General features: G+C 74.2%; 9 protein-coding genes. 2 read left to right on the top strand and 7 right to left on the bottom strand.

Features of this window, described 5'->3' with window-relative positions; genetic code table 11:
* Positions 1-146: 146 nt before the first annotated feature.
* Both AB0H86_RS12955 and AB0H86_RS12950 read left to right on the top strand, forming a co-directional pair.
* The gene (locus AB0H86_RS12955) at positions 147-500 is read left to right on the top strand and encodes an STAS domain-containing protein (RefSeq protein WP_362436544.1); all 354 of its coding nucleotides are present in this window, start codon (positions 147-149) and stop codon (positions 498-500) included.
* Positions 497-1,510 (top strand): anti-sigma factor RsbA family regulatory protein, encoded by a 1,014-nt coding sequence (locus AB0H86_RS12950; RefSeq protein ID WP_362436542.1) that lies wholly within the window; start codon positions 497-499, stop codon positions 1,508-1,510. Before AB0H86_RS12955 ends, AB0H86_RS12950 begins: the two co-directional genes overlap by 4 nt.
* Positions 1,511-1,749: 239 nt before the next feature.
* Here AB0H86_RS12950 and AB0H86_RS12945 read toward each other — a convergent pair whose 3' ends face one another.
* From AB0H86_RS12945 to AB0H86_RS12915, 7 genes are all read right to left on the bottom strand, one after another.
* On the bottom strand, positions 1,750-2,787 hold the full coding sequence (locus tag AB0H86_RS12945) for a rod shape-determining protein (RefSeq protein WP_362436540.1): 1,038 nt from the start codon (positions 2,785-2,787) through the stop codon (positions 1,750-1,752).
* Positions 2,788-2,952: 165 nt separating this feature from the next.
* A complete protein-coding gene (locus AB0H86_RS12940; RefSeq protein ID WP_362436538.1) occupies positions 2,953-7,443 on the bottom strand; it encodes an SAV_2336 N-terminal domain-related protein in 4,491 nt (1,496 codons plus the stop codon).
* A complete protein-coding gene (locus AB0H86_RS12935) occupies positions 7,433-8,455 on the bottom strand; it encodes a MoxR family ATPase (protein WP_362436536.1) in 1,023 nt (340 codons plus the stop codon). Before AB0H86_RS12935 ends, AB0H86_RS12940 begins: the two co-directional genes overlap by 11 nt.
* A 113-nt stretch (positions 8,456-8,568) precedes the next feature.
* Positions 8,569-10,266: a trypsin-like peptidase domain-containing protein gene (locus AB0H86_RS12930; protein WP_362436534.1), complete on the bottom strand. Its 1,698-nt coding sequence runs from the start codon at positions 10,264-10,266 to the stop codon at positions 8,569-8,571.
* Positions 10,263-10,727: a CU044_2847 family protein gene (locus tag AB0H86_RS12925; RefSeq protein WP_362436532.1), complete on the bottom strand. Its 465-nt coding sequence runs from the start codon at positions 10,725-10,727 to the stop codon at positions 10,263-10,265. Before AB0H86_RS12925 ends, AB0H86_RS12930 begins: the two co-directional genes overlap by 4 nt.
* 85 nt (positions 10,728-10,812) lie before the next feature.
* Positions 10,813-12,168 carry a carboxyl transferase domain-containing protein gene (locus tag AB0H86_RS12920; RefSeq protein WP_362436530.1) on the bottom strand — a complete coding sequence of 452 codons (1,356 nt, stop codon included), beginning with the start codon at positions 12,166-12,168 and terminating at the stop codon, positions 10,813-10,815.
* Positions 12,161-13,627, bottom strand: a complete 1,467-nt coding sequence (locus AB0H86_RS12915) for an acyl-CoA synthetase (protein WP_362437334.1) — start codon at positions 13,625-13,627, stop codon at positions 12,161-12,163. The genes AB0H86_RS12920 and AB0H86_RS12915 overlap by 8 nt, the downstream gene beginning before the upstream one ends.
* Positions 13,628-13,634 lie beyond the last annotated feature (7 nt).

Below are 13,634 nucleotides of genomic sequence, written 5' to 3'. Positions count from 1 at the left end.
CTGCCCCGTCGCCACCGTGTTTCCCTAGGGCAATGGGGTGCTGACCGTTCGCCTGCCCGCCGTACGGTGGGCTACACACCTTGCGCAGGAATGTCAGGGGGATACGTGGGTATGTGCGCTCAGTCCGGGAAGAGTGGGGAGACGGTGTGGGAATCCGGTACCAGACACCGTCCGGGGTCGTTGCCGCGGCGCCGGAGTTGACGGTGTCCCCGCTGACCACGCGCAGCGGGTTGCGCGTGGCGGGAGAAGTGGGCCTGGCGACGCACGAGGTGTGGGAGCGTGCGCTGGAGCAGGTCGTGCGCGAGGACGGGGATGTGTACTACCTGGAGTTGTCCGCCGTGACGTTCGTCGATGTCGCGGGCGTCGGGGCGCTGGCCGCCGCCGCCCAGGAACTGGGTGACGGGCGGCGGATGGTGCTGCACGGGCCCCCGCCGGGCCTGCGACGCGTGCTGGACATGTTCTGGCCCGACCTGGCGTCGATCGAGGTGGCGAAGTCATGAGTACCGTGGCCCAGCCCTTCGAGCCGACCCAGCCCTTCGAGCCGGTCGCGCCCCTCGCCTCCGACGAGCCCAGCGACACCGACGGGCCCAGAGACCCCTTCATCCACCCGGCGTTGTTCTACGGTGACGAGCGGGAGTACCTCGCGGGCACCGTGTCCTTCATCCGTGCGGGACTCGAGGCGGGCGACCCCGTGGCGGTCGCCGTGCCCGGGGACAACCTCGCCCTCATCCGGGACGGGCTAGGCGCCGACGCCGACGCCGTTCGCCTGATGGACATGCGGGAGGCCGGACGCAACCCCGGCCGGATCATCCCCGGCGTCCTGCGCGCCTTCGCCGACGCCCAGCCGCCCGGCCGCCGGGTGCGGATCATCGGTGAGCCGATCTGGGCGGGCCGCAGCGACACCGAGTACCCGGCCTGCGTCCAGCACGAGGCGCTGATCAACGCGGCCTTCACAGGCCGCGCGGTGAGCATCCTGTGTCCCTACGACACCCGGCGCCTGGCCCCGCAGGTGATCGCGGACGCGTACGTCACCCACCCCACGGTCATCCACGCCGGGGCCGGACCGGAGTCGGGCAGCGGAGCCTACGACCCCGACGATGTCGTCGCCCGCTACAACGAGCCGCTGGCGCTCGTCCCGGACGTGCCGTCCTTCGCCTTCGACGCGGCCTCGCTCTCGCACACCCGGCACATCGCCACCGACGTGGCCGCCCAGCTCGGCCTGACCGGCGTACGGCTGCAGGACCTGGCGCTCGTCACCGCCGAGCTGACCACCAACAGCGTGGTGCACGGCGGTGGTTCGGGCACGCTCAGGGTGTGGGGCCAGGACGGGAACGTGGTGTGCGAGGTGCGCGACAAGGGGCGGCTGACGGATCAGCTGGCGGGCCGCCGGCCCGCGTCCCGCGATCAGCGCGGCGGCCGGGGGCTGCTCATGGTCAACCTCGTCTCGGACCTGGTGCGGGTGCACACGGGGGCGGACGGGACCACTGTGCGGTGTTGGTTCGCCGTCTGACGGCACGTCAATCTACCTGCCCGGTACGGTGATTCACCCAGCGGACGGACCGCCAGGTCGCCGTCGTCGTACACCGTCAGCCGACGCGGAAGGCGCGGGGAGGCGCGGAAGGCAAGGGGCGCGGGAGGCGCCGGGGAGGGCGGCGGCACCGGTCATGCGGCGTCCGCGCTCGGGATCCGCACGCAGTGTCCGTACGCAGTGTCCGTACGCGGTGTCCGTGCATGGGATCCGTACGTGGCTCAGCCGGTCAGCGGGGCCAGGGTCAGGGGCGCGATCTTGCCCTCCAGCATGTAGCCGAGGCCCTGCACGGCGCACACGTCGGGCCGCTCGGCGATGTGCACCGGCATGCCGGTGGCCTGCCGCAGCATATGGTCGAACCCGGGGATCAGCGCACTCCCGCCGACCATCATGATCCCGCGGTCGGCGAGGTCGGCCACCAGGTCGGGCGGGCAGTCGCGCAGCACCCGGCCGATGCCGTCGAGCACGGCGGTCAGCGGAGTCTCGATCGCGTCGCGGACGGCGGCGGTGTCGACCTGGACGGAACGGGCAAGACCGGTGGCCACATCCCGGCCGTGGATCTCGGTCGAGGTCGGACCCTGCGAGGTCAGGCCGTTGGCGGAGAGGGCGAGTTGCAGCGGCCGTACGGACTGGCTGGGCAGCATCAGTTCGTGCTCGTGCCGCAGGTGCTGCACGATCGCGTGATCCACGGCCTCGCCGCCGACGGGAACGCGCTCGGCGGTCACGATCGACCCGAGGGAGAGCACGGCGACCTGGGTGGCGGCGGCCCCACACACCATGATCATGGTGGCCTCGGGCCGCTCCACGGGCAGTCCGCAGCCGACGGCGGCGGCGATCAGCGTGTCGACCAGCTCCACGCGCCGCGCACCGAGCCCGACCAGCGTCTCGATCGCGGCGCGCTGGGCCAGCGGGTCGGCGTCGTGCGGGGTGCAGGCGGCCGCCCGCAGCCGGGGCCTGCGGCGCAGGGCGCGGCGGACCTTGTCGCCGAGCAGGTGCCGCAGCATGCGCTGCGCCATCTCGATGTCGACCACCGTGCCGCCGGAGACGGGCCTGACGACGCGGATGTAGTGGGGCGTACGGCCCGTCATTCTCTCCGCGAACTCGCCGACCGCGATCAGCGCGCCGGTACGGGTGTTCACGGCGGCGGCGGACGGCTGGTCGACGACGAGCCCGGCCCCCTTCACGTACACCCGCGTCCTCGCCGCACCCAGGTCCACGGCGAAGTGACAGCGGCGCAGCTGCTCCAGACTGGCGGTCATGGCAGGTCCTCCCGAGAGCACAGACCGTGGGCCGCCGAGCGGCGGTCTCTTAGCATCGTGCGGGGGGCGTGGGAGGAGGCGCGCCTTGTGGTGGGCCGGGCGGGGTGCCGCTGAATGGGGGTTTCGGCCGCTCTGTCCGTGGTGAATTCGCCACAGAGGGTGGCATCAGAGAGAGCGGGCCGCTTCCAGGAGCGGCGCCAGGGACGGGACGGTGATCTCGCAGCCGGCCTCGCGCAGACTCTGGTCCACGGTCGGGTTCCGGGCCAGGCCGATGAAACGGAGCCCGATCTGCTGGGCGGCGCTGAGCTCGGCGACCGTGGAACCGATCAGCACGCTCGCGGCAGCGGGGGCGTCGGGGGCGTCGGGAGCGTCGGGGGTGCGCAGGGCGCGCAGAAGGCAGTCGGGGTGCGGCGTCAGCAGGCTGAGATCGTCGGCGCGGCCGTGCACTCCGGCCAGCGGGAGACGGTATGGCTCCAGGTAGCGGTGGACGGCCTGTGCGCCGACGTCCGTGACCACCAGGACACGGCGGCCCGCGCCGTGCAGGGCGAGTACCAGGGCGGGGGAGTTGTGGGTCGTGGGCGCGTCCGGGACGGCCCGCAGCTCGATCCGGTCGAGCCGGTCCCGCAGCGCCGGGCCGAGCCGGTCCTGGGCGAAGGCCCGCAGGACGTCCAGGGGGTGCACGAACACCTCTCGCCCGGTGCCGCCGAGGGTCGGCAGCGAACGTCCTGCCAGTGCGTCCTCGGGGTCGCGGTGCTCGACGGCCACGGAGAGCAGTTCGAGCGCGGCCTCGCGGGCGGTCCGCGCCGAGTACAGGCGGGTGAGGGGCCCGTCGAAGCCGAGCAGCACGGTCTCGGTCTCGCCGAGGATGTCGGACAGCGGACGCCGGGCGGGCGCCGCCCGCTGCGGCACGGGAGGCGGTGAGCCCTCCGGCGTCAACTGCACGGAGCACGACACCGCCAGCCCCGGCACCGGCCACGACGTACTCAGCCCGGTATTCACCGCCCGCTGGGCCGCGCCCGCCCGGCGCAGCGGATGGCGTCGGGTGATCCGGCCGGCCGCGAGAAGCAGATGCTCGAGCAGGGCCTCGGAGACCCGGGGCACCTCGCCGTGCACGAACTCGACCGGGTCCTCGACATGCCAGGACAGTTCCACGGCGGCGTGGAAGGCGCCCTTGCCGGAGCTGGGCAGGGACACCTGGTGGAAGGCCTGGTGGGTGGTGAGGTCGACCTCGTAGTACGTCGTCGCCCTGGGCGCGTGCGTGCCGTGCGGCCGGGCCGGGTTGAGGAGGGTGAGGGGACCGTCGGGCTGCGTGTGGACGATGGCGGTGCGGCCGGGCGCCGGCATGCCGAGGCCGGGCAGATCGTGGGTGATCAGGGGGCCGTGGACCAGGTCGCGGTCGTCGGTCTGTGGCTGCGAAGGGGCGAGCGTGCAGTACCAGGCGAGCGGCGGGGCGGGCCGTGGCCCGTCGCCGTGCAGCGGCTGGAAACGCCGGGTGCCGAGCGCGGCTGAACTGGCCGCGAACTGTTCGTACAGGGCGGGCGGGACGACGACCAGGAGATCGGCGGGCGCGCGTTCCTGGAGTGCGGCCACCTCCGGGGGCGGGGTGGGGCCGTCCCAGAACGTCACCCGTAGTGGCGGTGGATCGGCCAGCCTCGCGAAGGCGTCGGGGAGTCCGCGCATCACGGCGACCAGGACGGGGAGCAGATAGGTCCCGGGGTCGGCGTGGACGAGGTAGCCGTTGTCGCGGACGTGCACCTCGTGCTGGTGGGTGACGCGGGTGCCGCGGGACAGGAACTCGTGCACCGCGTACTCCAGGGAGATACGGGCCTCGGGGTGTCCGCTCAGGTCGTCGCTCTCGAAGACGATCGTGGAGCGGTGAGTAGTGGCGGCTTCCAACTGGGTGAGTTCTTCGGTGAGTTGGTCGCGGAGAGTGCGCAGGCGAACGCGGGCTTCCCGCGCGGCGGGGCCGGGGACGCCGTCGAGGGGGTCGCCGTGGAAGAGCTCCAGGGCCTGGCGGATCCGGGCGTGCCGGTGCTCGGGGGCCTGGTCGGGGTCGCGCCGGCTGAGCGTTTCGCACAGGTCCACGTCGATGTGATGGTCCGCCGAGTGCAGCGCGTACCCGTCGACGAGGGCGGCGAGGGTGCCGGGGGCGACCAGCCACCGCACCTGCGCGGCCAGGGAGTCGATGAGACGCGCGGCCTCGCTCCCCACGGGCGGGTCGTCCCACATGCCCTCGGCCAGCTCGGCGTAGGTCAGGCGGCGGCCGTGCCTGAGGAGCAGCATGCACAGCAGAGCCTGTACGTCGGGCGAGGGCGGTGTCAGGGGGGAGCCCTGGTGAGTGATGCGGAGGTCGCCGAGCAGGGCGAACCGGTAGGACTCGGAGGGCTCGACGTCCGCGAACGCCTCGGCCGCGACACGGGCGGGTTCGGCGAGGTCGCCGTTGCCGATCCGCTCCACCAGCTCCCGATGCTCCGGCGGAATCGCCATCACCCGTCGGGCCGTCTGCCGGAGCATGCTGTCGAATGCGCGGTAGTCCCCATCCTGGTCCATCCCCAGGGACTGCTCGCCGAGGGCGAACCGGCTGATCAGCACGGTGCCGTCCGGTCGCAGCAGCAGCCCCAGCACGCCCCGCTGCCCGCGCACCAGTCCGCGGGTGTGCAGGGCCGCCAGCCCGGCCACTCCCTGATGGGCCAGGCGCGCGAACATCGCGAACGGCAGCCGGGTCCGGTCCCCCTCCGCCACCTCCCTCAGCGTCACGCCGTCCACGAACTCCGCGACCAGATACGGCTTCTGGCCGTCCACGCCGAAGTCCAGCACCCGCACCACGTACGGACTGTCGACCTCGGCCAGCGCCGCGGCCTCCCGCAGGAACCGCTCCCGATGCCGCGCCGCCTGCTCCGGATACAGATGTACGACCACCCGCTCCCCGGTCCGCGCGTCCACGGCCTCCCACATCCGCTGACCCGGGCCCCGGTGCCCGACGAGCCGGTAGCGTCCCGCGACCAACTGCTCCGGCCCGCCCCCGCCCAGCCGCCGTACCGTCTCCGCACTGACCGTCGCGAACACCGAACCGGCGTCGGCGGACTCGCCGCCCGTCGTCGTCGCCGCCCGGAACTCCCCGGCCGCGAGCCCCGCCCGCTCGTCGATCAGTCCGCCGACCCGCGCCAGGAACTCCCGGGTCCGGCCCCGGGCGGTACGCGGCAGTGAGCGCAGCAGCAACTCCCGTACGCCCGCTCGGAATTCGTAGGATCCGGCGGGGCCCGGAACGGCCTGCAGCATGCCGCTGAGGATGACCTCCGCGAGATGCTGCGGGCGTGGGTCCCGGTCCACCGCGCGTTGGACGAGGCGCATCACCGGCACGGAGGGCACCGCCAGCGCGAGATGGCCGGCCAGACGGAACGCCTCCGGCGACGCGGTCGCGCGGAAGCGCAGCACCAGGTCCCGAGGGTCCGACTCGGTGATGTCCGGGGCCGGTTCGGCAGGGTGCCCCGGAAGGCCCGGCAGCCAGGCCGCCGCCCCCGGGAACCGTCCGCTGCCCGGGTCGGCCAGCAGCGCGGCCCAGTTGGCGAGCCAGGGCGCGCCCGGCTCCAGGACCGGGAGCGGGACGGCGGCGGTGGGCGGTGGCGGGGTCTCGGGGTCGTACGGCGTGAAGGTGAGCGTGCGGGAGGGGGCCGCGGCGGCCGGAGGCGTCAGCAGGCCCGGTTCGGCGGGCAACGCCGTGCTGGACCAGAGGTGTTCGGGAAGCGGCTGGACCACGGCCAACGGCATGCGGGCCGCCCAGTGCCGCAGGGTGCCGTACCAGCGCGCGCCCGCCTCGCCCGGACGCCACTGCGGGCCCATGCAGTCGCTGACGACCAGGGTGACCGTACGGCCGTCGTCGAGGTCCGGGACCTGGTGGGCCCGGCCGTCGGGGCCCGCCGGGTGCAGGCTGACCGTGCGGAAGATGCCCGACTGGGCCAGAACGGCGTGCAGTTCACGGACCAGGGGGCGCCAGACCGGCATGGTGGGGCCGGTGTCGTGCACGAGGTTCAGGCGCAGCCAGCGGTCGGGGGCGGGCCGCAGCACCGGCATCCACGCCTCGGGACGCGCGCCCAGCCGGGCGATCCGGTCGGCCGTCGCCCGCTCGTCCAGGACCCGGGTGCGCTGCGAGGGCACCGTGCGTTTGAGGGGGCGCAGGGCGCGCTGGAGCGCCAGGGGGCGATGCAGCATCGGCGGCGCGGGGGCGAGGAGGTGGCTGCCGCCGCCGTTCGCCCCGGGGGCTGGTGCCGCCGGGGTGGGCAGGAGCAGCGGGATCCGGCCGTCGTGGTGGGTGGCGGGGGAGGGGCCCGGCGGTCGCGGGGGTTGTTCGGACGGGGGCCGGGGCGGCGGTACGACGGCGGGGGTGTCCGGTGCCGGGCGCGCGGGCCGGGACTCCCCTACCGACGGGCTCGGCTCGCCCTCCGCACCGTCCAACTGCCCGGCCAGCCAGAGCAGTTCCGCGAGTTCGCGCGGCGTCGGCTCCGTCGAGCCCGCGGCGGCGGCCAGTACGGCGGACAGCCGGGCGACGGGGGAGGGGGCCCCGGTGACACCCGTGACACCCGTGACACCCGTGTCACCGGTGTCACCGATGGTCGACCCTTCCGCCCCCGTTCGAGAGCCCTCCCGCTCAGAAGCCATCGCCGTCCGCCGTCGCGCTGAGATACGGCATCAACTGCTCGGCCAGCTCGTCCCGGGAGCCGGCGTCGAGGCCGGCGACTCCGGTGAGGTAGATGGCGTTCAGGAGCTGGTCGGTGGCCAGCTCGCCGCTGCCCGCGCGCTCCAGGAAGCGGGTGATCAGGGGCTCGGCCTCGCCGTCCGGGGTGCCGAGGTGGGCGCGGACGATGTCGGTCAGCCGGCCCCGGTCGGGGCGGCGCAGCCGGAGGCGGACGCAGCGGCGCAGGAAGGCGGGCGGGAACTCGCGTTCGCCGTTGCTGGTCAGGACGACGAAGGGGAACGCACGGCAGCGGACCCGACCGCGGGTGAGGGTGACGGGGCTGTCCGTGCCGTCGGCGAGGACCTCGGCGCCGCCGTCGTCGGCGGAGTGGCGGGCCGCGCGGACCAGTTCGGGGATCTCGTACTGGCCCTCTTCGAGGACGTTCAGGAGGTCGTTGGGCAGGTCGAGGTCGCTCTTGTCGATCTCGTCGACCAGCAGGGCACGGGGGCGCTCGTAGGGGAGCAGGGCCGTGCCGAGGGGGCCGAGACGGAGATGGTCCTCCACACCGCCCCGGCCACGGCGCTCGCTCTCCGGTCCGGGCCGGGAGGCGTACAGGCGGGACAGGGGGTCGTACTGGTAGAGGCCGTCGGCGAGGGAACTGCGGCTGGTGATGTTCCAGCGCAGGACCGGGCCGAGGCGCAGCTCGCGGGCGACGGCGTACGCCAGGGAGGACTTGCCGGTGCCGGGCGGGCCGGTGACCAGCAGCGGGCGGCGCAGGCAGAGCGCGGCGTTGACGAGCTGGACGCTCTCGGGCGTGGCGACGTACGTCCTCGCGCGATGCGTACGGTCAGGGGAGACGGCGGCCTCGTCGTCGGCCTCGGCGGGCGGCGGCAGCGCGGGACCGCCGTCGAAGGCCCGCCACGGGGGCGGGGCGGGCAGCTCGTCGATGCCGTCGTGCGGCTCGCTCTTGCCGGTGTAGACGGACCAGTGCGCCATGGGGTGGTCTCCGGGCTCCTTCTCGCGGGGGCAACCGTGGGGGTTCTTGTGGCGGCGGCTCGCGGAGAGGGCCACCTGGGGCGGCTCACCGAGAGCCGCTCACTGAGCGCCGGTCAGGTCACGGGGGATCTGACGTGCGCGGTGCTGTCGTGCGGGTCGGTGAAACAGCGCGGGTCGTCCCACAGCAGCTGGATGTCGCGGGCCCAGTGGCCGTCCTCCGCGTCGGCCTCCTCACGCAACGCCAGGACGTGCCGGGGGAGTTCGGCGGGCGGGACATGGGCGACGTGGGCGTCGAGTTCGTCCAGGAACGACTTGCCGGTGCAGCCGCCGGCCCCCTCGCAGTCCGTGTCCTGCCCGCCGCCGCAGCCGCCGCGCGACCACATGATCACCGGGGCCGGGGCGGTGAGCGAGGTGTCGAAGTGCGGGCGGGTGCGGGCCGCGGCCGGTGCGGTGGCGAAACCGGCGAGACAGGCGTCGGCTCTGCGCAGCCGCATCCGCAGGCGGCCGGGCTCCTCCGGGCCCGCACACTCGACGCGGTACACCCGCGCGCCAGGGGAGGAGTCCAGACGCTTCCAGGCGCGGGTCAGGACATGCCGGGTGCTGGTCTTGCGGCGGGCGTGGTCGGTGACCACCAGCGGATAGAGACAGCCGAGCGGGGTGTCGTCGTCCGGGGCGCTCTCCCAGCGGTCGACCGGCCAGTCGAGCCAGTCCCGGGGCAGCGCGAACGCGATCAACTCGTCGGCGCCGGGCGTGAGGCAGCGGAACGCGGCCTCGATCCGGTCCTGGACGTAGGCGCGCAGCCTGGGCTGCGGAACCGTGTCCGAGTCGACGGGGTGGCGGTGTCCTCCGCTGTACGCGGACACCTCCACGCGGACCAGGTCGTCACCGGCGCCGCTGTGCGCCAGCTCGACGAGGATGGGCGACCAGTCGGGGGCAGCCTCCGGCTCGGCGGGCACGGGGGCCCGGAACAGGGCTTCCAGCCGGTCGGCGAAACGGGCGACCGTGCCGGCCGCGCCGGGCCCGTCGAGTTCGCACAGCACGAACAGCGCCGCCGACCAGAGGGAGTCGAAGCCCTCCTCGGGCGGCAGCGGGTCGAACGGGTCGGCGGCCGCGGTGTAGAGCCGTACCGGATCGCACTCCACTCCCGCGCGGACCGCCCGCTCCACCAGCCCGCGCAGCCGCGCCCGGTCGGCGGCGGCATGGTCCGCGGTGGGAACCAGGCCCTCCAGGTCGGGCCAGTACCGGACCATCACCTCGGTGGGCATCATCCGCCCGTTGGACACGCCCGGTGCGCCCTGAGCCGTGACCATCCCGACGACCTCGCCGGTGTCGACGAGCGTGACCGCCGAGCCGCTGAACCCGGGGGCCAGCGGCTGGCCGCCCGGTTGCCAGGCCTCCAGCTGGATCCACTCCCGGTTGATCAACTGCGGTGCGGTGATGCGGTACTCGGCGAGGGTGCCCTCGTCGAAACCGACCGGGAAGCCGTACACGACGAGCTTGCGGGGGGCCGTCACGCCGTGTGCGGTGTCGACGGGCGCGAGCGCGGCCGGGGCGATCGGCATCTCCCGGTCCAGCTCAAGCACCGCCAGGTCCCCGGGGTCGGTGTCACCGCCCGCCCAGCCGCCGTGGGCGACCACCCGGGCCGGGACGGCGGGGGATCCGGGGCGCTCCGTGAACGTCACGGTCAGCCCCGCGCTCTGTCTCCGCACGACATGGGCGCAGGTCAGCACCTTGCTCGGGGACACCAGGAAGCCCGCCCCCGCCACCTCGCCCCCGCACTCGATCCGGGCGTGCCACTCGGCGCTGTTCATGAGGCCGTACTGGGCTCCGGGACGGACGGGGAGGTTCGGGAGGGTGGCGAGGAGGGCGGGGGAAGGGTCGAACCGATCGCCGTGGACGCGGACGTATCGGTTGCGGCCGTGGACGTGACCGTCGCCGCCGTGGATGCGGACGTGCCGGTCTCCGCCGCCGCCCCCGGCGACCAGCTCAGCTTCACCACCAGGTGTCCCTCCGTCGTCCCCTTCGCGATGATCGCGCCGGCCTCGGCGGACAGTTTCACCCCGAACTCGATCTCGATCCCGTCCGGCCGCAGCGCGCCGTCCCGGAAGACGCGCAGCGCAGAGGAGGCGGCGGAGCGCACCCCTTCGAGGGCGTTCTCGAAGGTGCGGGTCGCCTGGACCGTGCCGTCCCCTCGGGACACCAGCCGGGAGCCGGACCGTTCCTCGGCGGACTCGACCGACACCACGGCACCATCGGCGGTCTCGAACTCCACTAAGCGTTCCACGGCGCCCCCGTCGTCCTGTCGTACGTCCCGTACCGTGCCCGCGCCGCTCTCGCAGCGCTGAGCGCCTCCATTGTTACGGACGGTACGTGACGTTGTCGCGTGGCGCATGCCGGACCACGCCCAGTTCAGCCAAGTCCTGTGGACGGATGCGGAGTTGGTCCGCCGTCGACTCGACCTCCCGCTCCGGACGCTTCAGGATCGCCGCGGCGAGCTCGGGGGCGATGACCGAGAAGTAACTGTCCGGCGTGGCCCAGGTGTTGCCGGGTGCGGCCAGGGCCAGGGCGCCGCCGGAACCGCCCTCGCCGATCAGTAGCGTGGTGACCGGCGTGCGCGCGGCGGCCACCGCGCCGAACACATCCGCGATCGCCGCGCCCGCGCCCTGCCGTTCGGCCTCGGCGTCGTTGGCCGCGCCGGGGGTGTCCACCAGGGTGAGCACGGGGATGCCGAGCCGGTCCGCGAGGCGGATCAGCCGGGCGGCGGTGCGGTAACCGGCCGGGCGGGTCGCCGTCCCGGTCTGCGCGGCGTACGCGACCGTACGGCCCGCGTGCTCGCCGAAGCCGCACCGCACGCCCTCGGGGTCGGTGCCGCCGCAGCGGTCGCCGCTGATCGGGAGGCGATGGGTGAAGTAGGCGTCCAAGTAGCGTTCGGCGCACGGGCGTTCCGGCGCGCGGGCGCCTCGTACCGCGTCCCAGCCGGTGGCCGGGAGGTCCGTCGCGCAGAGGGGGGCGGGGACCGGCGCGGGTTCCTGGGACGGTGCCGTCAGCAGGCGCAGCCACCGGCCCAGGGTGCCGCGCAGCTCCTCGGGTGCCACCACCGCGTCGGCCGAGCCCGCCGCCACCTGCGCCTCGGCCGTGTACGCCGCCGGGTCCGCGTCCGGGGGGCGGACCCGGGAGCCCGCGAAGCCGACCTGGGCGCCGGGCAGGGCGAGGATCACGTCGGCGCCCGCGCCGAGGGTGGCCCAGCCGCCGCCCGTCGTCGGGTCCCGCAGGACCGCGATCTGCGCCAGGCCCGCCTCCCGGGTGAGTGTCGACTGCCGTGCCACCCGCTGGAGTTGGGTCAGCGCCAACATGCCCTCCTGCATCCGGCTGCCGCCGGTGGCGATCAACGGGACCACCGGCAGGCGGTGTTCGCGCGCGTACGTGTACGCCGCCTCCAGCCGGTCGCCGGTGCGTTCGCCGAGCGAGCCGCCGAGGAAGCCGAACTCGAAGGAGATGAGGACGGCGCGGACGCCCTCGACGTGCGCGGTGCCGCAGACGACGGACTCCTGCTCGCCGGTGCGTTCGGCGGCACGCTCGCGCGAGGCGTCGTAGCCCTGCCAGCCGAGCGGCCCGTCGGGGCCGCCATCCCGTGCCGGGTACGGGAGTTCGGTGAAGGTGCCCTGGTCGGTGACGAGGGTCAGGGTCTCGCGTGCGGTCAGTCGCTCAGCCACGGCTCAGCGCCCGCTTCATGATCTTCCCCATGTCGTTGCGGGGGAGGGCGTCCAGGTGGTGGACGACCCTGGGGCGCTTGTGCGGGGCGAGGCGCCGGGCCACATGGTCGGCCAACTCCGCGAGTCCTGGGGGTGATTGGGGGTCGGCGGGCACCACCCAGGCCACGATCCGCTCGCCCAGGTCGGCGTCCGGTTCCCCGGTGACCGCGGCCTCCCGGACGCCGGGATGCTCCAGCAGCGCGTTCTCGATCTCCCCGGCGCCGATCTTGTAACCGCCACTCTTGATCAGGTCGGTGGCTTTGCGGCCGACGATACGGACGTAGCCGTCGGGGTCGCGCACCGCCATGTCCCCGGTGCGGAACCAGCCGTCGGCGGTGAACGCGGCGGCCGTGGCGTCGGGGCGGTTGAGGTAGCCGGTGAACAGGTTCGGGCCGCGCACCTGGATCTCGCCCACGGTCTCGCCGTCGTACGACGCGATCGGTGAGCCGTCCTCCTCCACCAGTCGCAGCTCCACGCCCGGCAGTGGGACGCCGACGGTTCCGGCGCGTGCCTCGCCGTCCGCGCGGACGCTGGTGTTCATGAGCGTCTCGGTCATGCCGTACCGCTCGACGACGCGCTGCCCCGTCACGGTCGTGATCCGCTCGTGGTCGTGGACCGGCAGCGCGGCGGAGCCGGAGACGAGCAGCCGGGCCCGGCTCAGGGCCTTGGCCAGCGCGGGGTCGTCGGGGAGGGTCTCCGCGATCCGGTGGTACATCGTCGGAACGCCGAACAGCATGGTCGCGCCGTCGGTCAGCTCGCGCGTCACGCCTTCCGTGGTGAACCGGCCGAGGTGGCGCACGGATCCGCCGCGCCGCAGCGGGCCCAGGATGCCCAGGACCAGGCCGTGGACGTGGAACAGCGGCAGCCCGTGCACCAGCACGTCGGCGCCGGTCCACTGCCAGGCGTCGGCCAGGGCGTCCAGGGTGGCGGCGATCGCCCGGCGGGGGATCACCGCGCCCTTGGGCGGGCCGGTGGTGCCGGAGGTGTAGACGACGAGGGCGGGGTCCTCGTCGGACGCGTGGGTGTCGGGGAGCGGGCCGCCGGTCGCCCCGTCGGCGCCGAGGTCGATGCCGACATCGACGCGAGTCAAGTCCCGTAGGGCGGAGGGGAGTTCGTCGCCGGGCGCGGAGAGCACCAGGGCGGGCGCGCTGTCGGTCAGGATGTGCCCGAGCTCCTTCTCCCCGGACTTCGGGTTGAGCGGTACGGCGGCGACACCGGCCCGCAGCGCGGCCACCACGGCGACCGCGGTCTCCAGTTCCGGAGTCGCCCAGACGGCCACCCGGCCGTGGCCGGTGAGCCGGCGCGCCAGCGAGTCGGCCGCGGCGGAGAGTTCCGGGTACGTCAGGGAGCGGTCGCCGAACCGCAGGGCGGGGCGGTCGGTCGGGCCGTGGGCCGAGCCGTCGGTCGAGCCGCCGGTCAGGCGGTCG

This window comes from Streptomyces sp. NPDC050997 (genome assembly GCF_040660135.1).
Taxonomy (GTDB): domain Bacteria; phylum Actinomycetota; class Actinomycetes; order Streptomycetales; family Streptomycetaceae; genus Streptomyces.
This window is presented reverse-complemented; position numbering and strand designations above follow the sequence as displayed.